The sequence below is a fragment of the Glycomyces albidus genome (assembly GCF_009451885.1).
Lineage (GTDB): Bacteria > Actinomycetota > Actinomycetes > Mycobacteriales > Micromonosporaceae > Glycomyces > Glycomyces albidus.
This window is the reverse complement of the sequence record NZ_WIAO01000002.1, coordinates 206256-228461: the sequence shown is the minus strand read 5'-3', so window position 1 is coordinate 228461 and position 22206 is coordinate 206256. Positions and strand designations below refer to the sequence as shown.

The following is a 22206-nucleotide window of genomic DNA, read 5'->3' as shown; positions in this document are numbered from 1 at the left end:
CGTGACTTCCGTACAGCCTGAAGGACGCCGGATGCTGCGCCTCGAAGTGCGCAACGCCGAGACCCCGATCGAGAAGAAACCCTCCTGGATCAAGGTCAAGGCCAAGACCGGACCCGAGTACACCGAGCTGCGGGGCCTCGTCAAGAGCGAGGGGCTGCACACGGTCTGCCAAGAAGCCGGGTGCCCCAACATCTACGAGTGCTGGGAGGACCGGGAGGCGACGTTCCTCATCGGCGGCTCCCAGTGCACGCGCCGGTGCGACTTCTGCCAGATCGACACCGGCAAGCCCGGCCCGCTCGACCGGCTCGAGCCGATGAAGGTCGCCGAGTCGGTCAAGACGATGGGCTTGAAGTACGCCACGGTCACCGGTGTCGCCCGCGACGACCTGGACGACGGCGGCGCGTGGCTCTACGCCGAGACCGTCCGCCAGATCCACGCGGCGATCCCCGGCTGCGGCGTCGAGCTGCTCATCCCCGACTTCAACGCCGAGCCCGACCAGCTCGCCGAGGTCTTCTCGTCCCGTCCCGAGGTGCTCGCGCACAACGTCGAGACGGTGCCGCGCATCTTCAAGCGCATCCGCCCCGCGTTCCGCTACGAGCGGTCGCTCGAGGTGATCACGAAGGCCCGCGAGGCCGGGCTGGTCACCAAGTCGAACCTGATCCTCGGCATGGGCGAGACCCGCGAGGAGGTCTCGCAGGCGCTGAAGGACCTGCACGCGGCCGGGTGCGAGCTCATCACGATCACGCAGTACCTGCGTCCGACCAAGCGCCACCACCCGGTGGACCGCTGGGTCAAGCCCGAGGAGTTCGTGGAGCTGTCGGCCGAGGCCGAGGAGATCGGCTTCGCCGGGGTCATGAGCGGCCCGCTCGTGCGCTCCTCGTACCGGGCCGGGCGCCTGTACCGACAGGCGATCGAAGCCCGGAGCGACGCCCTCGCGTAACCCGCCGGTAGAATCGAACCCATGGCAAAGCAGCAGGAAAAAGAGACGTTCGGGTCGCGCCTGAAGACGATCGGGATGGCGATCAAGTTCACCAACCAGCGGGACAAGCTGTTCCTGCCGTTGGAGGCCGCCGCGATCCTGCTGCCGTTCGTCATCGTCACCGCGCTGGTCGTGTTCGCGCGGTTCTCGCTGCTGTGGTACATCTCCGCCGTGTTCGTGGCGCTGCTGGCCGGCCTGGTCGTACTGAACATGCGCACGAGCAAGGTGGTGAACCAGGAGGCGGTCGGCAAGCCGGGTGCGGCGTACGCGCTCATCGACGGCATCCGCGGCTGGACCGTGACGCCCGGCGTCGCGGCCCTCTCGGAGACCCAGATGGTGCACCGCGCGGTCGGCAAGGCCGGCGTGGTCCTCCTGGGCGAGGGCGGCGGGAAGACCCGCAAGCTGCTCGGCCAGGAGAAGAAGCGGATCGCCCGCGTGGTCGGGTCGACGCCGGTGTACACGTTCCTGGTCGGCGAGGGCCAGGGCGACGACTTCTCGGTGACCGAGGTCCGCAAGCGCCTCATGAAGCTGCCGAAGAACATCGACTCCAAGACCGCGAACCACATCGCCAAGCGCCTCGACGCGCTCGGCGTCGGCATGGCGATCCCGAAGGGCCCCATCCCGACCAGCGTCAACCAGGGCCGCGCGGCCCGGCGCGCGATGCTCCGCGGACGCTAGGAAGCGCAGGACAGGCGAACGGCCCGGCGGGACTCCCCGCCGGGCCGTTGCGCGTGCTGATCGAGGCCGCGTCCGCGTCAGGATCGCGGTAGCCGCTTCGCGGCCGGGCCGTTGGAACGCCCTACATTGGAATGCCCTTGCCGTGGAATGCCCTTGCCGCGGTCGCGGCGGTGCCGCGGGCATGCGAAGACGGGCCCGCCGTTCAGGCGTGGCCCGTCGCTCGCGTGCGTGCGCTGATGCAGGTCAGAAGATGTCGCCGTTGTCGCGGCGGCGGCGCCACCGCTCCTCCATGCGAGAGGTGAAGCCGCCGGGCTTGGCGCCCTTCGAACCACTCCCCGTGGTCCGTGTGGCCTTGCCGTCGACGGCCTTGAGCTTCACGTTCGTGCCGCGTCGCTGGGCCCACAGGCCCAGGATGAGACCGCCGAACATGAGGACGGCGCCGATCGGGGCGCCCCACATCGCCGCGTCGCCGCCGGCGATGACCGTGCCGATGACGACGGCGATCCCGACGACCGTGACGATCCCGGCCAGGATCAACCGACGCCGGGTCACATGCGCCGGGTCGTGGGCGCGCACCGCATTGGCGAACTGCGGGTCTTCAGACAAGGACTGCTCGATTTGCTCGAACAGACGTTGCTCGTGGTCGGAGAGCGGCACGACACTCCTCCTGCACTAGTCTCGACGGGCCCCTGCAAGGCCCGGTGTTGTAAGTCCAAGTCTACGAGGCTTTCGCCCGAGGCGGAAGGCAGTTCGTCCTTGAATCGGTCCGTTCTGGCCTCGTGATCCCCAGGCGGGGACCCTCAGTGCGGCGGCGCTCACCTGGCCGGGTTCCCAGGATCGCGGGTGTCTACACGCGAGTCCCGGCGGGCGAGTCGCGCGGCCGACCGGACGGCCCCCTTCCCGAACTTCTCCGTGGCCTTGTCCATCACCGCTTCGATGTCGCGCCAACCGTGTTCAGGCTCCCCGAGGGCGACCTGGCGGCCGACCGCGGCCGACTCCACGAGGTGGTCGAGCTTCACGCCGATGAGCCGGACCGGCGCCGTCGCGGCCGCGTCGGCCATCTCCCGGGCCGCCTCGTAGATCTCCCGGCCCACGTCGGTGGGCGCGGCGAGCATCCGCGAGCGCGTGATGGTGCGGAAGTCCCCGAAGCGGATCTTCACGGTGACCCCGCGCCCGGCCCAGCCCGCCGCGCGGGCCCGGGACGCGACCTTCCGGGACAGCTCCAGCAGCACCGGCCCCCACACGGCGCCGTCGGGCGCGTCGTGCCCGAACGTGGTCTCGTTGCTGATGGACTTCTCGACCCGCTCCGGCCGGACCGGCCGGGGGTCGATGTTGCGCGAGAGCGCGTACAGGTGTTCGGCACTGGCCGTGCCGACCGAGGCCGCGAGGCTGTCGACGTCCAGGCGTGCGAGATCGCCGACGGTGCGCATGCCGAGGCGCATGAGCTTCTCGGCGGTCTTCTCGCCGATCCCCCACACCGCGCGGATCGGCAGGCGGTGGAGGAATTCGAGCTCGGTCGCGCGGGCGACGACGCCGAGGCCGTCGGGCTTGGACGCCTCGGAGGCGAGCTTCGCCAAGAATTTCGTGGAGGCGATCCCGACGGTGCAGGTGATGCCGTGCTCGGCGCGGACGCGCTCGCGGATGGCGCGGGCGATCTCGACGGGCGATCCGATGAGGCGCCGGGCCCCGGCGAGGTCGAGGAACGCCTCGTCGACCGAGATCGGCTGGACGTGCGGGGTGTACTCGCGGAAGATCGCCATGATCTGGCGCGAGACCTCGCCGTAGGAGGTCGTCGGGGTCATGAACACGCCGTGCGGGCAGCGGCGGCGCGCGATCGCCGTCGGCAGCGCCGAGTGCACCCCGTACTCGCGGGCCTCGTACGAGGCGGCGGCGACCACCCCGCGCGGCCCGAGCCCGGCGACGATCACGGGCTTGCCACGCAGCGAGGGGTCGCGCGCGACCTCGACGGACGCGAAGAACGCGTCCATGTCGACGTGCGCGATGTCGGTTCCCTCATCGGGCAGGTCGGGCCCGATGAACCGGCTGAGATCCCCGTTCACACGCGAAGCGTATCCACCGGAGCCGACACTCCCCGGGGCCGCGGCCCCCTCAAGCCCGGTAGGTCCAGAGCGGGACGGCCATCTCCGCGGCCGTCAGGCCGCCGTGCTGGCCGATCAGGCGGGCCACGTGCGGCGGCTCGCCCTCGACGCCCACGACCGCGAAGGTGCCCTTGCAGGCCACGACCAGGTCGCCGATGCGCTCGCGGCTGGCGTCGGTGACCTTCGGGCCGAACCAGCCGCGGTCGACCGCCTCGTCGCGGTCGATGAGCTCGGCGCGGTCCCCGACCGCGGCGGACCAGGCCGCTCGCACGTCGTCGAGCGCGCCCGGCAGCGCGTACAGGTACCGCATGCGCCCGTCCCCGGCGACCGAATCGACCCCTTCGAGCAGGTCGGGCCGCTGGTCCACGTGCAGGCGGTCGGTCACGTTGACCATGCCGTGGTCGGCGGTCACGAACAGGGCCGCGTCGCGCGGCAGGCCCGCGAGGATCCCGTCGAGCGCCTCGCTGACCTCGGCGACCGCTTCGAGCCAGTCCGGAGAGCCCACGCCGTGGAAGTGCCCGGCGGTGTCCACGTCGGGCAGGTACGCGTACACGAGGCTCCGGTCGCCGCGGGCCAGCGCGGCGACGGTGCCTTCGGCGACCTCGCGGGGGCTCGTGGCCGGGAGCCAGTCGGCGCCGCGGTAGATCGCGCGGGTGAGGCCGGTGTCGCGGAAGGCCCCGTTCGAGACGATCGTGCAGGCGACGCCGTCGGCGGTGGCGCGTTCGAACGCGGTCGGCTCGGGCTGCCAGGTCTCGGGGTCGGGGCGGGAGCCGTCCCAGCGGATGTGGGTGACGAGGTCGCCGGTGTCGGGGACGCGGACGGTGAAGCCGATGATGCCGTGCTGGCCGGGCGGGAGGCCGCAGGCGAGGGAGGCGAGGCTGATCGGGGTGGAGGACGGGACGGTCGCCGTGATGGGGGTGAGGGTGCCGAGTTCGCCGTGGTGGACGGCGCCGACGGTGGCGCTGGCCTGGGCGGCCTGGCCGAGGAGGTGGTAGCCGAAGCCGTCGAGGAGGAGGACGGCGATGCGGCGGACGCCGTCGAGTTCGCCCGGGCTTCCGAGCGTGCGCAGGAGGACCGCGGGGCTGTCGTCGCGCTGGGGGACGCCCAGGGCCGCGAGGGCGGTGGGCATGACATCGGCGAGGGTGCCGGTGCCGTAGGCGGGCCGGGCGTCCGCCAGGTACGGGCTCGAAGGCATGGCCCGAGGCTAGCCGGTGGCGTGCCGTTTCGGCCAGAGGATCCGCCTTGCGGCGGGTTCGGGGCGCTTGGTGCGGGGGCGGGGTCAGGTCTCGGGGATGTCGAGGCCGGAGCGGTAGGCGATGGCGACGAGGCCGGCGCGGTCGCGGGCGCCGAGTTTGGCGAGGAGCTTGCCGACATGGGTGCGGACGGTGGCGGGGCTGATGAACAGGCGCTCGCCGATCTCGTCGTTGGTGAGGCCGGTGGCGACCCAGCGGAGGATCTCCTGCTCGCGTTCGGTGAGGTCGCCGAGGTTGGGGTGGGGGCGGGCGGCGCCGGTGCCGCGTTCGGCGTAGGCGTCGATGACCTTGCGGGTGACGTCGGGGCTGAGGAGGGAGTCGCCGGCGGCGGCGAGGCGGACGGCGCGCAGGAGGTCTTCGGGCGGGGCGTCCTTCATGATGAACCCGGCCGCGCCGCCGGAGAGGGCCTCGAAGATGTACTCGTCGATCTCGAACGTGGTGATCATGACGACGCGGGTGCCGGCGAGCGACGGGTCTTTGCCGATGCGGCGGAGCACTTCGAGGCCGTCGAGACCGGGCATGCGGATGTCGAGGAGGGCGACGTCGGGTTTGATGCGGCGGATGACCTCCCATGCTTCGCGGCCGTCGGCGGCCTCGGCGGCGACGCGGATGTCGTCCTCGTCCTTGTAGAGGTTGCGCAGGGCCATTCTGATGAGGCTCTGGTCGTCGGCGATCACGAGGTCGATCATCGGCTTGCTTCCTTACGGTCGTAAGGGATGTGGGCTTTGACGGCGAAGCCGCCGCCGGGCCGTGGGGCGGCCGTGAAGGTGCCGCCGCCGGCTTGGACCCGCTCCATCATGCCGGTGACGCCCTGGCCCATCCGGTCGGGGTCGAGGGGGCCGCCGCGTCCGTCGTCGAGGACCGTGACGCGCAGCGCGGCGGGGTCGCAGGCGACCTGCACGGTGGCTTTCGCGGCCTCGGCGTGGCGGATGACGTTGGTGAGGGACTCCTGGACGACCCGGTAGGCGGTGGCGGCGACGTTGACGGGGACGAGGTCGGGGTCGCCGCTGAGGGTGTACTCGACGGCGAGGCCGCCTTTGCGGACGCCGTCGACGAGCGCGGCGATGTCGGCGACGGCGCCGGTGGGCCGCAGTTCGGGCGGCTGGCCCTGGCGCAGCGGTGCGAGGGTGGCGCGCAGGTCCTGGAGAGCCCGGTTGGAAGCTTCGCGGATGGCCCTGAGGTTCTCGACGACCGCGTCGGGGGTGCCGGGGTGCTTCTCGGCCATGTGGAGGGCGACGCCGGCGTTCATGGAGACGACGGCGAGGCTGTGGCCGACGACGTCGTGGATCTCGCGGGCCATCTCGACGCGCTCGTCGGCGCGGTAGCGTTCGCGTTCGGCTTCGCGTTCGCGGGCGCGGGCCCGGCGGGCCTCGCGGACGATCCGGCCGCCCGCGGCGGGGACGCCGAGCCAGACGAGGGCGACGCCCGCCGCGAACCACAGGTGCATGCCGTCGCCGATGAGCTGGTGGAACGCGAGGGTGTAGACGTACACGGCGGCGAGGACGATCGCGGTGGTGCGGACGGACCGGGTGAACGCGTAGAAGAACACGGCGACGGCCGGGAGCATGAAGACCGGTCCGGGGGGCTGGTCGAGGTACAGGTAGGCGGAGAGGGCGGCCATGGTGCCGGCGAGCGCGGCCTCGGGTGAGAGGCGCCTGACGGCGAGGAACGCGGCCATGGCCCAGATGAGCGCGAACGCGACCGGTTCGGGTGCGACGCCGTCGTTGGCGCCGACGGTCCCGCCGGAGGCGGCCAGGGCGAGGAGGGCCGCCAGGCCGATGTCGAAGACGGGTGCCGGGAGGCGGCGCCGGGTCGCGTATGTGGTGCTCACGCGCTCAAGGCTACGGTCCGGGGGCGGCGGCGGCGTAGGCCCGGCGGCGTAATCGGGTCTACGCTCCTCGACGTACGCGCCGGTCAGGGGGCCGTCAGCGCATGGGTTTGCGGGCGAGGAGGTGGATGTTGGTGGCCATGTCGCGGAAGGGGACGCGGGAGGCGGTGGCGAGTTCGAACTCGCGGAGGGCCTCGCCGCCGGCGGTCTCGGGGTTCTGGATGAGGTCGCCGACGACGCCGACGCCGTGGACCTGCTCGGTGACCAGGCCGGAGCCGCCGACGAGTGCGGTGAGGGTGGCGGTCTCGAAGCGGCGCTTGATGGTGTCGCGGCCTTCGGCGACGCCGTCGACGTGGTGGAGCAGGTCGAGCGCGGTCGTGAACTGGCCGGAGAGGGCCTTGGCGAGGACGGCGGCGATGCGGTTGGCGACGAGGACGCTGACGGCGCCGCCGGGCGCGCAGACCTTCGCGAGCGCGTCGAGGGCGATGTCGGGGTAGTCGACCATCTCGAGGACGGAGTGGCACAGGACGAGGTCGGCGGAGCCGGGTTCGGCGACGTCGGGGAGTTCGTCGGCGTCGGCCTGGACGGCCGTGACGCGGTCGGTGACGCCGGCGTCGGCGGCGCGGCGGCGCAGGGAGGCGAGGGCGTCGGCGCTGGGTTCGACGACGGTGACGTCGTGGCCGAGTTCGGCGAGGGGGACGGCGAAGCCGCCGGAGCCGCCGCCGACGTCGAGGATGCGCATGGTCGCGCCCCGGCCGGCGGCGAAGCGTTCGATCTCGGCCGACAGGACGGACCACACGACGGCGACGCGGGGGTGGCGGTGCGTCTTGGCGCTCTCTTTGGGCATGTTGTCGACCATGCGGCACAGCCTAGCGCCGCTGCGCAGGACGGGCCAGGAGGGCGGCGAGCGGAGCGGGCGGGAAGGTGAACGGAGGTTCCCTGCAAATCGGACATCGACGGGCCCCCGGTTCCAACCCTGACAGCGGGGTACGACACCGAAGCGCCGCCCGGGTCCCCTGAGGGGCCGGGCGGCGCTCGAAGGATTCGCTCAATCGCGCAGGAACGGGGGGCGTTTGCGGATCTCGCGCAGGTACGCCGGGTTGTTCCGGAAGTAGCGGCGCCACAGGCGCTTGGGCTCCTTCGTGAGCCGGTAGAACCATTCGAGGCCGTTGCGCTGCATCCAGGGCGGGGCCTGCGGGACGAGTCCGGCGTGGAAGTCGAAGGCGGCGCCGACGCCGAACAGGGCGGGGGCGTCGAGGCGGTCGCGGTGGGCGGCCATCCACCGCTCCTGCTTGGGGGTCGACAGGCCGACCCAGACGAGCTGCGCGCCGGAGTCGTTGATGCGCTTGACGATCTCGGCGTCCTCGGCCTCGGTGAGGGGCCGGAACGGCGGCGAGTACATGCCGGCGAACTTGACGCCGGGGATGCGCTCGGCGAGCTTCTCGGCGAGGAGCTCGGGTACGCCTTCCTTGCCGCCGTAGAGGAACGAGGACCAGCCGCGTTCGGCGGCGCGAGTGAGGACGTTGAGCATCAGGTCGGGTCCGTAGACGCGGTCCATCCACTCGGCGCCGGCTTTGCGGCCGGCCCACACCATCGGCATGCCGTCGGGCGTGGTGAGCCCGGAGGCGTTGTGGATGGCGAGGAGTTCGGGGTCGCGCTGGGACTCCATGACGCCGTGGACGCCGGTGACGCACACGTAGTGGCGCTCGCCGGTCTCGACCCAGCGGGTGATCTCGGCGAGGGCCATCGGCTGGTCGACGGTGGAGACGCCGACGCCGAGGACGTCGACGCGGCGGAGCTTCGGGTCGGCCATCAGAGGTTGTACTTGGCCTTGACCTGGTCGTAGACCCACGCGTAGGTCTTCGCCATGCCTTCGCGGAGGGAGATCGACGGCTCCCAGCCGTAGTACTTCTGGATGAGGGTGTTGTCGGAGTTGCGGCCGCGCACGCCCAGCGCGCCTTCGACGTGCTTGAGCTCGATGTCGATGCCGGCGATGTCGGCGACCAGGTAGTACAGGTTGTTGATGGTGGTCAGCTCGGAGGAGCCGAGGTTGAGCGGCTCGGTGACGTCGCCGCGGGTGAGCATCTTGGTGCCGTGGACGCAGTCGTCGATGTAGGTGAACGAGCGGGTCTGCTCGCCGTCGCCCCAGATCTCGACTTCCTTCTGGCCGGTGAGCGCGGCGACCGCGATCTTGCGGCAGGTGGCGGCGGGGGCCTTCTCGCGGCCGCCGTCCCAGGTGCCGACGGGCCCGTAGATGTTGTGGTAGCGGGCGATGCGGGTCTCGAGGCCGAAGTCCTCGCGGAAGTGGCGGCACATGCGCTCGGAGAACAGCTTCTCCCAGCCGTAGCCGTCCTCGGCGTCGGCGGGGTAGGCGTCCTCTTCCTTGAGGGGGGCGATGTTCGCCTCGGTCTGCTTGTACCCGGCGTAGACGCACGCGGAGGACGAGTAGAAGAACCGGCCGACCTCGGCGTCGTTGGCGGCCTGGAGCATGTGGGTGGAGGGGAGGACCGAGAGCATGCACAGGGCCTTGTTGTTCTCGATGAAGCCCATGCCGCCCATGTTGCAGGCGAGGTTGTAGACCTCGGCGGCGCCGTCGCCGACGGCTTCGCGGCAGTTGGCGAGGTCGGCGAGGTCGCGCTGGAGGTTCTCGGTCTCGGGGTGGACCTGGTACCACTCGTCGAGGGGCTTCACGTCGACGGCCCGGACGGTCTTGCCTTCGGCGAGGAGGCTCGCCACCAGGTGTCCGCCGATGAATCCACCGGCTCCCGCCACTACCGCGTCCACGCTTGCCGCCATCGTCACTCCTCGAATTCCGGGTACGGGGAAGAAGGTCTTCAGCCTACCCGTCGCGTTTCCCCGCCCACCAGCCGGGAAATGGGGTGTAAGTCACGCTCAGGCGCGGTTTCCGGCTTTGTCCCGGCGGCCGGTTCGGGGGCGTGCTCGAGGAGCCGCTCGGGGGTGACGGCTGTCAGGGCCGGGTCGGGGTCGGCGGTGATGGCCGGTTCGAAGCGGGAGGCGACGCAGTAGAGGCGCACGTCCGGGTCGCCGAGGAGGCGCTTGACGTAGCGGAGGCGTTTGAGCTGGCGCTCGACCATCCGGAACCGCCAGCGGACGGTGCCGAGGGCGACGGGGGCGCCCTGGTCGTCCCAGGCGGCGAGTTCGAGGGTCCGGAGCTGCCGGAACCGGGGGTCGGGGACGACGACGCGGGTGGTCGCGGCGGCGCCGGTGGCGTCGCGGGCCCATTCGCGGGCGAGGTTCAGGAATTCGGGGCGGGCCACGTACCGGTCGAAGCGGGCGCGGTTCATCGTCCACAGCTTCTCGGTGATGTACCCGCGCCGCCAGCGCGGCAGGTGGGGCCGGAGGACGGCGTAGTGGAAGCGGGCGAGCCGGTCGGTGAAGGTCCAGAACGGGTTGTCGGGTTCGAGGGGGTTGGGTCCGGGGGCGATGAGTCCGGCGGCTTCGAGGCGCGGGAGGAGCGCGGTGAGGTCGGCTTCGCTCAGGCGGGTGCCGGTGCGCAGGTCGTGGAGGGTGCGGGGGCGGACGACGACGAGGGCGAGGACGTCGTCGGCGGCGGTGTCGACCGGTTCGCCGAGGAGGGCGGCGGCGCGGCCGGCGGCGGGTTCGAGGTGGGGGCTGCCGGGGGTGAGGTATTCGGCCCGGAGCCAGGGGGCGATGTCCTCGAACCGTTTCGGCAGGCCGCCGGCGGGGAGGAGGGCGGGGTCGGCGCCGGTGACGGCGTGGACGGCGACGGCGGCCTCCGGGTCGGCGACGCCCAGGGAGCGGATCGACTCGCGCAGTTCGTTCATGGTGAGGGCGATGCTACTCGGGTGCTTCAAGGTCGGGGGTCCGTGGACCGGGCGGGGCGGGGTGGGGGTTCCTCGGCAGGGGCGTGCCCGTCGGTTCAGAGTTCTCGGAACATCAGGTGCATGTCGACCAGGCCCTCGGTGGGGTGGCGGAAGGTCGCGGGGAGGAGCGCGAGGGTCCGGAAGCCGAGTGAGTGCCAGAGGGCGACGGCGGCGGTGTTGGTGGCGACGACGGCGTTGAACTGCATGGCCGTGAAGCCGTCGGCTTTGGCGCGGGCGATGGCGGCTTCGCCGAGGGCGCGGCCGATGCCCTTGCCGCGGGCCTCGGGGTCGACCATGAAGCCGGCGTTGGCGATGTGGGATCCGCGTCCCTTCTGGTTGGGGTGGATCTCGGCGACGCCGCAGACGCGTCCGTCCACTTCGGCCACGAATGAGGAGGAGGGTGCTTCGCGCTCGCCGATCCAGTGCTCGCGCAGGAGGTCCTCGGGGGTGCCCGGCTCCCACACGAAGTGCTCGCCGGACTCGATCACGGGCTTCGCGAAGGCCCACACTGCGGGCCAGTCGTCGGGGCGGGAGTCGCGGATGCGCATGGAGTGAACGGTATCGGGTCAGCGGGGCGGCTGCCAGTCGGCGAGGGACGCGGCCTGGCTCTGGACCCAGGAGTCGGGGACGGCGCGGAGGAGGCCGCGGGTGACGCCGCGGCCGCCGGAGGCGATGGTGTGGACGCGGCGGGAGAGCCGGGCGACGCGTTTGAGGCGCGGCAGGCGGGCGCGGTCGTAGGAGGCGAGGGCTTCGGGGAGGGATTCGGGGGTGCGGCGCAGGGCCCAGCCGAGGGTGACGGCGTCTTCGAGGGCGAGGCTGCCGCCTTGGGCGAGGACGGGGGCGACGCCGTGGGCGGCGTCGCCCATGAGGACGATCCCGCCGTTGCCGACGGCCTGGTTGAGCCGTGCGGGCAGGGGCCAGACGTACCGGACGGACTGCTGGGTGAGTTCGGAGGGGCGGGTGGCGGCGATGTACTTGCCGACGGGGGCGGGCCAGTCGGCGAACCAGCGGTTGATGAGCTCGTGCTGGATCTGGGGGGATTCGGGGCGCATGCCGCCGGGGACGGTGGCCCACCAGCAGGCGCCGGCGTGGCCGAGGTCGCCGTAGCCGAAGCGGCGGCGGTCGGGGCCGTAGATCTCGACGGCCTCGGCGCTGCGCTCGGGCGCGCGGTGGGCGGGGACGATGCCGCGGAACGCCACCACCCCGGCGTCCACTGTGGGCGATCCGGGGGCGATGAGGTGGCGGGTCGGCGAGTCGATGCCGTCGGCGGCGACGACGAGATCGGCGTCCCAGCGGCGGAACGCGTCACCCGCGGCGAGGTCGACCATGTCGATCCGGTCGACCTGCGTCGCCGGGTGGACCTCGACGCGGTCGCCCAGGCGCGACACCAGCGCCTCGTAGAGCATCGCGGTGTGCACCATGACGGACGGGGTGCCGTCGTCGGCGCCGAGCATGGCGCCGCCGAACGAGCTGGACAGGCGCTCCTCGTTGCGGATCTCGAAGCGCTCGATGGGGATCCCCGCGGCGTCGAGGGTCGCGTCGACCCCGAGCGCGCGCAGCGCGCGCACGCCCGAGGCCCACAGAATCATGCCGAGGTCGTCGCCCTTGAGGCGCTCGCGCCGCTCCAGCAGCGCCACCCGCCAGCCGAGCTTCGCCAGGACGATCGCGCTGGCGAGCCCGGCGACGCCGGCGCCGACGACTACGGCTCTACGGTTATGCATCTGCACCTGCCCGGGGGGAAGCGGTGTCGGTCAGCCGTCGTCGCGGGTCGTGCCCGCGCCCGGCCGCGTCTCTTCGGCCGGTTCGCCGCCCGGTTCGTCGGCGACGCCGTCCTCTTCGGGACGGGAGTGCTCGGTGCCGCCGCTCCCGGCGTCCTCGGCCTCGGTCAGCTCGACGCCCTTGGGGAGGGCGCCGTCGACGTACCCGGCGGCCTTGGCGGCCTCGGAGTCCCAGGCGACGGCGATGCGCTCGCCGCCTTCGAGGACGAACACCTGGCGGGTGCCGCGGACGATGAGGAGGTAGGCGACGGCGAGGACGACCACGATGATGCTCGTCCACTGGTTGAGGCGCAGCCCCATGAACGCCTGGGCGTCGTCGATGCGCAGGCCCTCGATCCAGAACCGGCCGATGCCGTAGAGGACGACGTAGAGGGCGACCGCGCGGCCCGCCCCGAACTTGACGCGGCGGTCGGCGAGCCAGACGACGAGCGCCACCCCGAGGTTCCACAGCAGCTCGTACAGGAACGCGGGGTGGAAGGTCGTGTACCCGATGTACTCGGGGGTGTGGCGGCGGACGATGTCGGCGTCGATCTGGAGCGCCCACCAGGCTTCGAGCGGCTTGCCGTACAGCTCCTGGTTGAACCAGTTCCCGAGCCGGCCGATCGCCTGGGCGACGGGGATGCCGGGGACGATCGCGTCGGCGACCATCGTGAACGGGAGCTTCAGCTGGCGGCAGCCGAGCCACACGCCGACGCCGCCGAGGAGGATCGCGCCGGGGATGCCGAGGCCGCCGTTCCAGACCGCGAGGGCCTGCCAGGGGTCGCCGTCGGGGCCGAAGTACGCGTCGGGACTGGTGAACACGTGGTAGATGCGGCCGCCGGCGATACCGAACGGCACCGCCCACACCGCGATGTCGAGCACGGCCCACTGGGGGGCGCCGCGGCGGCGCATGCGCGCTTCGGCGATCCAGCAGGCGGCGACGATGCCGGCGATCAAGCAGAGCGCGTAGGCGCGGATCGGGAGGGGGCCGAGGTGCCAGACCGACTCGGACGGGCTCGGGATTGAAGCAAGGTCCACGGGCATAAACCTAATGGGTGCGCAACCGCGGCGGGGCACGGCCCCGAACGGGTCGCGCCGGAACGGCCCGGCAGCGGCGGTCGGCGGACCGCGGAACCCTTTGGGGGACAGGGGTCTGCGGTCCGCCCGACGGCGGCGGTGGGCTTAGCGGCGGACGCCTTCGGCGAGGTCCGCGGTCAGCTCGGCGAGGCGCTGGTGGCCCGACGGGACGTCCTCGGAGTCCAGGTAGCAGTTGACGATCGCGGATCCGACGATGACGGCGTCGCCGTAGGACGCGATCTCGGCGGCCTGGTCGCCCGAGCGGACGCCGAGGCCGACGCCGATCGGCAGGTCGGTGTGGGCCCGCGTGCGGCGCACCAGCTCCGGCGCGACCGCCGAGGTGGCGGCTCGGGCGCCGGTGACGCCCATGACCGACTGCGCGTACACGAAGCCGCGGCAGGCCGCCGTGGTCGACGCGATCCGCTCCTCAGTGGACGACGGGGCGACGAGGAACACCCGGTCGAGGTCGTGCGCGTCGGAGGCGTCGATCCACTCGCCGGCCTCGTCCGGGATGAGGTCGGGCGTGATGAGCCCGGCCCCGCCGGCGGCCTTGAAGTCGCGCGCGAACCGGTCGACGCCGTACCGCTCCACCAGGTTCCAGTAGGTCATCACGAGGATCGGGACGCGGCCGGAGACGGCCTCGGTGACCTCGAAGACCTGCTTGGTGCGGAACCCGGCCGCGAGCGCCTGGTCGGCGGCGCGCTGGATCGCGGGGCCGTCCATGACCGGGTCGGAGTACGGCAGGCCGAGCTCGATGATGTCGGCGCCGTGGTCGATCATGATGTCGACGGCCTTGATCGAGTCGGCGAGGGTCGGGAACCCGGCCGGGAGGTAGCCGACGAGCGCGGCGCGGCCCTCGGCCTTCGTCTTCGCGAACGCTGCAGCAGCTCTCATGCCCTACTCGCCCTTCTCGAACCCGTAGTACTCGACGACGTTGCCCATGTCCTTGTCGCCGCGGCCCGAGAGGTTCACCAGGACGCGCGCGCCCGGCTCCAGGGACTTGGCCAGGCGCAGCGCCCCGGCGAGGCCGTGCGCGGACTCGATCGCGCAGATGATGCCCTCGGTGCGGGCGAGCTTCTCCAGGGCGGCCATGGCCTCGGCGTCGTCGACCGGCTCGTACGCGGCCCGGCCCGACGCGGCCAGGTGCGCGTGCTCGGGGCCGACGCCCGGGTAGTCGAGGCCGGCCGAGATCGAGTGGGACTCGATGGTCTGGCCGTCCTCGTTCTGGAGGACGAAGGTGCGGGCGCCGTGGAGGACGCCGATCTGCCCGGCGGTGATGGTCGCGGCGTGGCGGCCGGTGTCGTACCCGTCGCCGCCGGCCTCGAAGCCGTACAGCTTCACGGACGGGTCGTCGAGGAACGCGGTGAAGATGCCCATCGCGTTCGAGCCGCCGCCGACGCACGCGGCGACGACGTCGGGGAGGGCCCCGGTGCGGTCGAGGAACTGGGCGCGGGCCTCGTCGCCGATGCCGCGGCAGTAGTCGCGCACGAGCATCGGGAACGGGTGCGGGCCGCCGACCGAGCCGATCAGGTAGTGGGTGTCGTCGACCGTGGCGACCCATTCGCGCAGGGCCTCGTTCATCGCGTCCTTGAGGGTCCGCGAACCGGTCGTGACCGGGACGACCTCGGCGCCGAGCAGCCGCATGCGGGCCACGTTCAGGGCCTGCCGGCGGGTGTCCTCCTCGCCCATGTACACGGTGCACTCGAGCCCGAAGTAGGCCGCGGCGGTCGCGGAGGCGACCCCGTGCTGGCCCGCGCCGGTCTCGGCGATGATCCGGGACTTGCCCATGCGCCGGGTCAGGAGCGCCTGGCCGAGGACGTTGCGGATCTTGTGCGCGCCGGTGTGGTTGAGGTCCTCGCGCTTGAGCCAGACCTCGACGCCGGCCTCCTCGGAGAGGCGCTCGGCGAAGTACAGCGGCGACGGCAGGTTCCCGTACTCGCGGCCGAGCCGGTCGAGCTCCGCGAGGAACCCGGGGTCGGCCAGGGCGGCGGCGTGGGCGGCCTCGAGCTCGTCGAGGGCGGCGATGAGCGCTTCGGGGACGAACCGCCCCCCGAATTCGCCCCAGTGGCCGGCGGCATCTGGATTAGGCACGGTGGTTCGCTCCCCTTCTTCGACTCGCTCGGCCCGGGCTCGGGCCTCGACGGCGCGGTGGCCGCGCCCTAGATCGGCCGCGGCGTCGCCGGGTGCGACCCGGCGGTGACCAGCTCCGCGACGGCGTCGCGCGGGCTCTTCTGCTTGACGACGCCCTCGCCGACGAGCACGGCGTCGGCGCCGGCGCTCGCGTAGCGGATGAGGTCGCGGGTGCCGCGGACGCCGGACTCGGCGACCTTCACGACGTCCCGGGGCAGGCCCGGCGCGATCCGCTCGAACACCGAGCGGTCCACCTGGAGCGTAGTCAGGTCGCGGGCGTTGACGCCAATGACTTTGGCGCCTGCGCGCATGGCCCGGTCGGCCTCGTACTCGGTGTGGACCTCGACGAGCGCGGTCATGCCGAGCCCTTCGATCCGCTCGTGCAGGGACACGAGCGTGTCCTGGTCGAGCGCGGCCACGATGAGGAGGACGAGGTCCGCGCCGTGGGCGCGCGCCTCCAGGACCTGGTAGGGGGAGACCACGAAGTCCTTGCGCAGCACCGGGATCTGGACCTTCGCGCGCACGGCGTCGAGGTCGTCCAGGCTGCCTTTGAAGTACGACTGCTCGGTGAGCACGCTGATGACCGAGGCGCCGCCGGCGGCGTACTCGGCGGCGAGCACGGCCGGGTCGGGGATCTCGGCGAGCGCGCCCTTCGAGGGCGAGGCCCGCTTCACTTCCGCGATGACGCTCACACCGCCGCCGGAGAGGGCGGCGTACCCGTCGAGCGGCGGGCGCGCGGCCGCGGCGCGCTCGCGGATCACTTCGATGGGGGTCTCGGTCTGGCGCCGCTCGAGATCGACTCGGACTTCGGTGATGATCTGCTCCAGTACGTTCACCTGAGCGGTCCTTTCTCCTGCGCCGATGCCGTGATAGTAGGCGACGAGGGGTCCTGGCCCGAGTCGAGGGCGTTCCACAGCGACACCGGGTCCTCTGCTATGGCGGCGGCCCCTGAAGGGGACGCCTCGTACCGGTCCGTGGCGGGCCAGCCGCCGGCCCGGGCGGTCGTCCACGCGCCGGCGCCGGCGAGGGCCAGCGCGGCGGCGGCGAGCGTGATCGGCCACGCCCCGGACGTGAGGTGGAGGAGGCCGCCGGCGGCGGCCGCGAGGCCCGCGAGGGCGGCGACGACGCCGAGGACGCGGCGGCCGCGGTTGCCGGTGGCGAGCATCGCCAGGAACGCGGCCCCGCCGGCGAGCGCGCACGGCAGCGCCCACGAGGCGAGGTCGGTCCCGGACTGGACGGTGGTGGCGGTGATCCCGGCGTGGCCGGTCTCGGCGGTCGAGCTCCAGCCGCGGGAGGCGGCGAAGGCCGCGACCGCGGCGGTGACGGTCCCGGCGAGGAGCACGCGGGTGCGCTCGGCGGCGCGGGCGCCGGCGGGAACGGCGCGGTCGCCGCTCGGGCGGGCGTCGGCGGCGCCGTCGGTGCCGTCAGCGGCGGTGCCGGTGCGGTCGGTGCCGTCGTCGCTCATGCGATCTCCCTCCCGGTGAAGCAGGTGCGGGTGCCGGTGTGGCACGCGGGGCCGGTCTGGTCCACCTGGAGGAGCACGGTGTCGCCGTCGCAGTCGACGGCGACCGAGACGACCGCCTGGTGGTGCCCGGAGGTCTCGCCCTTGACCCAGTACTCGCCGCGGCTGCGCGACCAGTACGTGGCCTTGCCGGTGGCGAGGGTGCGCCGCAGCGCCTCCTCGTCCATCCACGCGAGCATGAGCACTTCGCCGGTGTCGTGCTGCTGCGCGATGGCGGGCACGAGCCCGTCGGCGTTGTACGTCAGGTTCGCTGGGACCGCTTCTCGACCTTCCACGAGTACCGATTGTGATCGCAGCGCGCCGCGGCCCGCCACCCGGGCCCGCCCGGGAGTGAATCGTGGGATTCTCGGGACCATGGAGCGCCCTTATGTCATCGTTTCCGCCGCCGTGAGCCTCGACGGGTTCCTCGACGACGACTCGTCCGAGCGGCTCGCGCTCTCGAACGCCGCCGACTTCGACCGGGTCGACGCGGTCCGCGCGGGCGTCGACGCGATCGCGGTCGGCGCCGGGACGGTGCGGGCGGACGACCCGAGGCTGCTGGTCCGCTCGGAGGAGCGGCGCAGGAGGCGGCTCGCGAAGGGCGAGCGGGCCTCGCCGCTGCGGGTGGTGTTCTCCCCCTCGGGCGACCTGGATCCGCGGGCGCGGCTGTTCGCGACCGCCGACCCGGTCATCGTGTACACCTCGGAGGTGGGGGCCGCGTCGTGCCCGGTCGGGCCGGAGGTGGTGGCGACGGCCGAGCGGGAGGTGGACCTGGAGCGGGCGCTGGCGGACCTGTCGGCGCGCGGGGTGCGCCGGCTGCTGGTGGAGGGCGGCGGGGTCGTGCACACGGCGTTCCTGTCGGCGGACCTGGTCGACGAGGTGCACCTGGCGGTGGCGCCGTTCCTGCTCGGGGAGCGCGGCGGGGCCCGGTTCGTGTACCCGGCGTCGTTCCCGCAGTCGCCGGAGCGGCCGCTGCGGCTGGTGGAGACGCGGGCGCTCGGGTCGATCGCGCTGCTGGTGTACCGGCGCGACTGAGCGGTCCGGGCGGATCGGCCGGATTGCGGCGTTCAGTCCTTTATGGTGTGCTTCAGTCCCCCTGCGAACCGATGCACCCGACGGAGAGGAGCGCGCCATGGCCGCCAGCGAGCCGCCCGCCGAACCGCACGAGGGCCCGCCGGCGGAGGCGCCGCCGCCGGAGCGGCCGCTGGAGGCCGAGGAGCGGCAGGCGACGCTGCCGGTGGACCGGCCCGTGTTCTGGACCAGCGCGGTCGTCATCGTCGCGGTGATCGTGTTCGGCGCGGTGTTCCCCGAGCTGTTCGAGGACGGCTCGACGGCGGCGCTGAACTGGGTGATCGCGAACTTCGGGTGGCTGTTCATCATCGCCGGGAACATCTTCCTGGTGCTGGCGGTCTACATCGCCGCGAGCCGGTACGGGAACATCAAGCTCGGGGTGAGCGCCGACGAGGAGCCGGAGTTCGGGACGCTGCCGTGGATCTCGATGATGTTCGCCGCAGGCATGGGCATCGGCCTCATGTTCTACGGGGTGGCCGAGCCGCTCTCGCACTACTTCGACGCGCCGCCGCCGCTCCACCTGAATCCGGCGTCGCCCTATTACGAGGACCAGTTGCAGGAGGGCGCGCTGGTCTACTCGTACTTCCACTGGGGACTGCACCCGTGGGCGATCTACGCGGTCGCCGGGCTCGCGCTCGGCTACTCGACGTTCCGCAGGCAGCGCGGGAACAACCTGAGCGACGCGTTCGAGCCGCTCACCGGCGGGCGGCGCTGGGGCCCGGCGACGGGGAAGGCGATCGACCTGCTGGCGGTGTTCGCGACCGTGTTCGGGACGGCCGCGAGCCTGGGTCTGGGGGCGCTGCAGGTGGCGGTGGGCCTGGAGATCGTCGCCGGGGTGGAGGATTCGCGGTTCCTGGAGATCATCGTGATCTGCGCTCTGACGGCCGCATTCGTGGCGTCGGCGTTCTCGGGCGTGCACCGGGGCGTGAAGTGGCTGTCGACGACGAACGTGGTGCTGGCGCTGTTCCTGATCGTGTTCGTGTTCTTCGCGGGCCCGACCCTGTTCATCCTGGACGCGTGGCCGAACGCGGTCGGCGGGTACCTGTCGAGCCTGACGAACCTCTCGAGCGTCACGGGCGCGTTCGGCGGCGCCGACTGGATGGCGGCGTGGACGATCTTCTACTGGGCGTGGTGGCTGTCGTGGGCGCCGTTCGTGGGGACCTTCATCGCGCGGATCTCGCGGGGCCGCACGATCCGGCAGTTCATCGTCGGGGTGCTGCTCATCCCGTCGGCGGCCTCGACGATGTGGTTCGCGATCCTCGGCGGGACCGCACTGTGGAAGCAGGGCAAGGGAAGCGCGGACTACGAGGCGTCGCTGGCGCAGGGCGAGGAGCACGCGCTGTTCGCGCTGCTGGACTCGCTGCCGCTGTACGGGCTCCTGTCGGGGCTGTCGATGGTCCTGGTGGCGATCTACTTCGTGACCGGCGCCGACTCGGCGTCGCTCGTGCTCGGGTCGCTGTCGAGCCGCGGCTCGCTGGCGCCGAAGAAGCCGCTGGTGGTGTTCTGGGGCGTGACGATCGGCGGAGTCGCGGCGGTGCTGCTGCTGTCGGGCGGGCTCGAGGGGCTCAAGAACGCGACGATCATCGTGGCGCTGCCGTTCGTGATCGTCATGCTGGCGCTGTGCGTGGCGCTCATGAAGGAGCTCATGACCGACCCGGCCGCGAACGTGCTGCGGCACCACATGCGGCAGAAGGGCTTCCGCGACGCGATCCGCCGGATCGTCGGCGAGGAGGTCGAGACGCGCACGGCGCCGAAGAACCCGTGGGTCCGGGGCCGCATGAAGTTCGGGGTCGGCGGCGGACGCCGGACCGGCACGGAGGAATAGGACCCGGAGCCGCTAGGTTGGTCGTTGGTCAGTGAACCTGCGGCGGAAGGAGTCCTCATGAAGGCGATCGTGGTCGAGCGGACCGGCGGGCCGGGCGTCATGACGGTCCTGGAGGGCGAGGACCCGGGCCCGCGGCCGGGCCAGATCGCCGTCCGGGTGGCCGCGGCGGGCGTCAACTACATCGACGTCTACCAGCGCACCGGCGCCTACGGGCTGCCGCTGCCGTTCACGCCGGGGCTCGAGGGCGGCGGGTACGTCGCGGCCGTCGGCGAGGGCGTCACCGAGTTCGCGATCGGCGACGAGGTCGCGTGGAAGAGCGTCCCGGGGTCCTATGCGGACGTGGTCGTCGGCGACGTGGACCAGTTCGTGCCCGTCCCCGAGAAGGTCGCGGTCGAGACCGCGGCCGCGGTGATGCTCCAGGGCCTGACCGCGCACTACCTGTGCAACAGCGTGTACGACGTCCGCGAGGGCGACACGGTCATCGTCCACGCCGCCGCCGGCGGCGTCGGCCTGCTCCTGACTCAGATGGTGAAGTACAAGGGCGGCAAGGTCATCGGGACGGTCTCCACCGACGCGAAGGCGGAGCTGGCGCGGCAGAACGGCACCGACCACGTGCTGCGGTACGAGGGCTTCGGCGCCAAGGCCCGCGAGATCACCGGCGGCGAGGGCGTCGCCGCGGTCTTCGACGGGGTCGGCAAGACCACGTTCGACGAGGGCCTTGACGCGCTGCGCCCCCGCGGCGTCATGGCCCTGTTCGGGCAGGCGAGCGGCCCGGTCCCGCCGGTCGACCCGCAGCGGCTGCACCGCGGCGGCTCGCTCGTCCTCACCCGCCCCACCCTCGGCGACTTCACGCTGACCCGCGAGGAGTACCTCGCCCGCGCCGCCGACGTGTTCCAGATGATCGAGGACGACAACCTCCTCGTCCGCGTCGGCGAGACCTTCCGACTCGAAGAGGCCCCCGAAGCGCACGAGGCCCTCCAGGCGCGCAAGACCACCGCGAAGCTCCTGCTCATCCCCTAGCGGCCGCGCCCGGAACGGCGCGGCGGCCGGAGCCGGTGCGACGCCGTGTCCATAGCTCGGCCGAAAGGCCGCCGCGCGGCGGCCGGCCCGGAGGCGCGCCGGAGCGCCGGTGCGGGCCGCCGCCTGAGTGCGGCGGCCGTTCATCCGGCGACGGCGGCGCCCGAGCGGAACGTCTTGCGGTAGGCCGAAGGCGAGACGCCGAGGACCGCGCGCAGGTGCTGGCGCAGCGACACGCCGGTGCCCAGGCCCGAGCGGTGCGCGATCTGGTCCACGGTCAGGTCCGTGGACTCCAGGAGCTGGCGGGCGTGCTCGACGCGCTGGCGCGTGAGCCACTGGGCCGGGCTCTGGCCGGTCTCCTCGCGGAACCGGCGGGTGAACGAGCGGCGGCTCATGTTCGCCCGGCGGGCGAGGTCGTCGATCGACATGGGGCGGTCGAGGTTCGCGAGCGCCCAGGCGCGGGCCTCGGTGGTGCTCAGGTCCGCTTCGGCCGGGACGGGCCGCTCGATGAACTGGGCCTGGCCGCCGTCGCGCCAGGGCGGGACGACGCACCGGCGCGCCACCGCGTTCGCGGCTGCGCTGCCGTGGTCGAGCCGGACCAGGTGCAGGCAGAGGTCGACGGCCGCGCCGGCGCCCGCGGAGGTGAGGATGCGGCCCTCGTCCACGAACAGCACGTCGGGGTCCACATCGATCTTCGGGTAGCGCTCGCGCATGCGGTCGGTGAGCACCCAGTGGGTGGTGGCGGACCTCCCGTCGAGGAGGCCGAGCTCGGCGAGGACGAACGCGGCCGAGCAGAACGACACGATGCGCGCCTCGGGCCGCACCCGCTCGAACGCCTCGGGCAGGCCCGCGGGGAGGTCGCGGACGTCGCAGACGAGCCCGTCGGGGTCGATCGTCGCCACGATGACCGTGTCGGCCCAGGCCAGTGCCTCCGGGCCGTGGTCGGGGACGACCGTGAAGCCGCCGGAGGCGCGGACGGGGCCGCCGTCGACGCTGCACACGCGGACCTCGTAGCGGGGCCGGAGGGCGTCGTCCACGGCGGCGGCGAAGATCCGGTGGGGCACCCCGAGCTCGAAGGGGACCACGTCGTCGAGGGCGAGGACGGCCACGCGGTGCGGCCGGGCGGGAAGCGTCATGGCCCGATTC

At 72.6% G+C, this 22206-nt stretch carries 23 protein-coding genes; 5 read left to right on the top strand and 18 right to left on the bottom strand.

Annotation, left to right across the window (positions count from 1 at the left end; all coding sequences use genetic code 11):
* Nucleotides 1-31: 31 nt before the first annotated feature.
* Nucleotides 32-940, top strand: coding sequence for a lipoyl synthase (gene lipA / locus GFD30_RS02760; protein ID WP_153023798.1), 909 nt, complete (start codon nucleotides 32-34; stop codon nucleotides 938-940).
* Between the two features lie 21 nt (nucleotides 941-961).
* Nucleotides 962-1657, top strand: coding sequence for a DUF4191 family protein (locus tag GFD30_RS02755; protein ID WP_153023670.1), 696 nt, complete (start codon nucleotides 962-964; stop codon nucleotides 1655-1657).
* A 243-nt stretch (nucleotides 1658-1900) separates the two neighbouring features.
* Here the strand turns inward: GFD30_RS02755 and GFD30_RS02750 are convergent, their stop codons facing one another.
* From GFD30_RS02750 to hisI, 17 genes are all read right to left on the bottom strand, one after another.
* On the bottom strand, nucleotides 1901-2314 hold the full coding sequence (locus tag GFD30_RS02750; protein ID WP_322632879.1) for a DUF3040 domain-containing protein: 414 nt from the start codon (nucleotides 2312-2314) through the stop codon (nucleotides 1901-1903).
* Nucleotides 2315-2472: 158 nt separating this feature from the next.
* Entirely contained in the window at nucleotides 2473-3717 is a 1245-nt protein-coding gene (dinB, locus tag GFD30_RS02745) for a DNA polymerase IV (protein ID WP_322632878.1), read from the bottom strand.
* Nucleotides 3718-3766: 49 nt separating this feature from the next.
* Nucleotides 3767-4951, bottom strand: coding sequence for an alkaline phosphatase family protein (locus GFD30_RS02740; protein WP_153023669.1), 1185 nt, complete (start codon nucleotides 4949-4951; stop codon nucleotides 3767-3769).
* Between the two features lie 84 nt (nucleotides 4952-5035).
* On the bottom strand, nucleotides 5036-5698 hold the full coding sequence (locus tag GFD30_RS02735; RefSeq protein WP_153023668.1) for a response regulator: 663 nt from the start codon (nucleotides 5696-5698) through the stop codon (nucleotides 5036-5038).
* Nucleotides 5695-6840: a sensor histidine kinase gene (locus tag GFD30_RS27750; RefSeq protein WP_153023667.1), complete on the bottom strand. Its 1146-nt coding sequence runs from the start codon at nucleotides 6838-6840 to the stop codon at nucleotides 5695-5697. The genes GFD30_RS02735 and GFD30_RS27750 overlap by 4 nt, the downstream gene beginning before the upstream one ends.
* 94 nt (nucleotides 6841-6934) lie before the next feature.
* Nucleotides 6935-7696 carry a methyltransferase domain-containing protein gene (locus GFD30_RS02725; protein ID WP_194201822.1) on the bottom strand — a complete coding sequence of 254 codons (762 nt, stop codon included), beginning with the start codon at nucleotides 7694-7696 and terminating at the stop codon, nucleotides 6935-6937.
* Nucleotides 7697-7885: 189 nt separating this feature from the next.
* The gene (locus GFD30_RS02720; protein ID WP_153023666.1) at nucleotides 7886-8650 is read right to left on the bottom strand and encodes a WecB/TagA/CpsF family glycosyltransferase; all 765 of its coding nucleotides are present in this window, start codon (nucleotides 8648-8650) and stop codon (nucleotides 7886-7888) included.
* Nucleotides 8650-9633, bottom strand: a complete 984-nt coding sequence (locus GFD30_RS02715) for an NAD-dependent epimerase/dehydratase family protein (protein ID WP_153023665.1) — start codon at nucleotides 9631-9633, stop codon at nucleotides 8650-8652. The genes GFD30_RS02720 and GFD30_RS02715 overlap by 1 nt, the downstream gene beginning before the upstream one ends.
* 38 nt (nucleotides 9634-9671) lie before the next feature.
* Nucleotides 9672-10643 (bottom strand): hypothetical protein, encoded by a 972-nt coding sequence (locus GFD30_RS02710; RefSeq protein ID WP_153023664.1) that lies wholly within the window; start codon nucleotides 10641-10643, stop codon nucleotides 9672-9674.
* A 95-nt stretch (nucleotides 10644-10738) separates the two neighbouring features.
* Complete coding sequence (locus tag GFD30_RS02705) at nucleotides 10739-11230, bottom strand: GNAT family N-acetyltransferase (protein WP_153023663.1); 492 nt, start codon at nucleotides 11228-11230, stop codon at nucleotides 10739-10741.
* An 18-nt stretch (nucleotides 11231-11248) separates the two neighbouring features.
* Nucleotides 11249-12403 (bottom strand): FAD-dependent oxidoreductase, encoded by a 1155-nt coding sequence (locus tag GFD30_RS02700; protein ID WP_153023662.1) that lies wholly within the window; start codon nucleotides 12401-12403, stop codon nucleotides 11249-11251.
* A gap of 30 nt (nucleotides 12404-12433) precedes the next feature.
* Entirely contained in the window at nucleotides 12434-13483 is a 1050-nt protein-coding gene (gene lgt / locus GFD30_RS02695) for a prolipoprotein diacylglyceryl transferase (RefSeq protein WP_153023661.1), read from the bottom strand.
* A gap of 138 nt (nucleotides 13484-13621) precedes the next feature.
* Entirely contained in the window at nucleotides 13622-14410 is a 789-nt protein-coding gene (gene trpA / locus GFD30_RS02690; protein ID WP_153023660.1) for a tryptophan synthase subunit alpha, read from the bottom strand.
* A 3-nt stretch (nucleotides 14411-14413) separates the two neighbouring features.
* Nucleotides 14414-15607 (bottom strand): tryptophan synthase subunit beta, encoded by a 1194-nt coding sequence (gene trpB / locus GFD30_RS02685; protein ID WP_322632876.1) that lies wholly within the window; start codon nucleotides 15605-15607, stop codon nucleotides 14414-14416.
* A 68-nt stretch (nucleotides 15608-15675) separates the two neighbouring features.
* A complete protein-coding gene (trpC, locus tag GFD30_RS02680) occupies nucleotides 15676-16482 on the bottom strand; it encodes an indole-3-glycerol phosphate synthase TrpC (protein ID WP_322632875.1) in 807 nt (268 codons plus the stop codon).
* Complete coding sequence (locus GFD30_RS02675; protein WP_153023659.1) at nucleotides 16479-17111, bottom strand: Trp biosynthesis-associated membrane protein; 633 nt, start codon at nucleotides 17109-17111, stop codon at nucleotides 16479-16481. The genes trpC and GFD30_RS02675 overlap by 4 nt, the downstream gene beginning before the upstream one ends.
* The gene (gene hisI / locus GFD30_RS02670; protein WP_322632874.1) at nucleotides 17108-17443 is read right to left on the bottom strand and encodes a phosphoribosyl-AMP cyclohydrolase; all 336 of its coding nucleotides are present in this window, start codon (nucleotides 17441-17443) and stop codon (nucleotides 17108-17110) included. The genes GFD30_RS02675 and hisI overlap by 4 nt, the downstream gene beginning before the upstream one ends.
* Nucleotides 17444-17522: 79 nt before the next feature.
* Between hisI and GFD30_RS02665 the strand changes: the two genes are divergently transcribed.
* The 3 genes from GFD30_RS02665 to GFD30_RS02655 all read left to right on the top strand — a co-directional run bounded on the left by GFD30_RS02665 (nucleotide 17523) and on the right by GFD30_RS02655 (nucleotide 21063).
* A complete protein-coding gene (locus GFD30_RS02665; protein ID WP_153023657.1) occupies nucleotides 17523-18182 on the top strand; it encodes a RibD family protein in 660 nt (219 codons plus the stop codon).
* Between the two features lie 97 nt (nucleotides 18183-18279).
* Nucleotides 18280-20043, top strand: coding sequence for a BCCT family transporter (locus GFD30_RS02660; RefSeq protein ID WP_153023656.1), 1764 nt, complete (start codon nucleotides 18280-18282; stop codon nucleotides 20041-20043).
* 57 nt (nucleotides 20044-20100) lie between these two features.
* Nucleotides 20101-21063 (top strand): quinone oxidoreductase family protein, encoded by a 963-nt coding sequence (locus tag GFD30_RS02655; protein ID WP_153023655.1) that lies wholly within the window; start codon nucleotides 20101-20103, stop codon nucleotides 21061-21063.
* Between the two features lie 140 nt (nucleotides 21064-21203).
* Here the strand turns inward: GFD30_RS02655 and GFD30_RS02650 are convergent, their stop codons facing one another.
* Entirely contained in the window at nucleotides 21204-22196 is a 993-nt protein-coding gene (locus tag GFD30_RS02650) for a GlxA family transcriptional regulator (protein WP_153023654.1), read from the bottom strand.
* Between the last annotated feature and the right edge of the window lie 10 nt (nucleotides 22197-22206).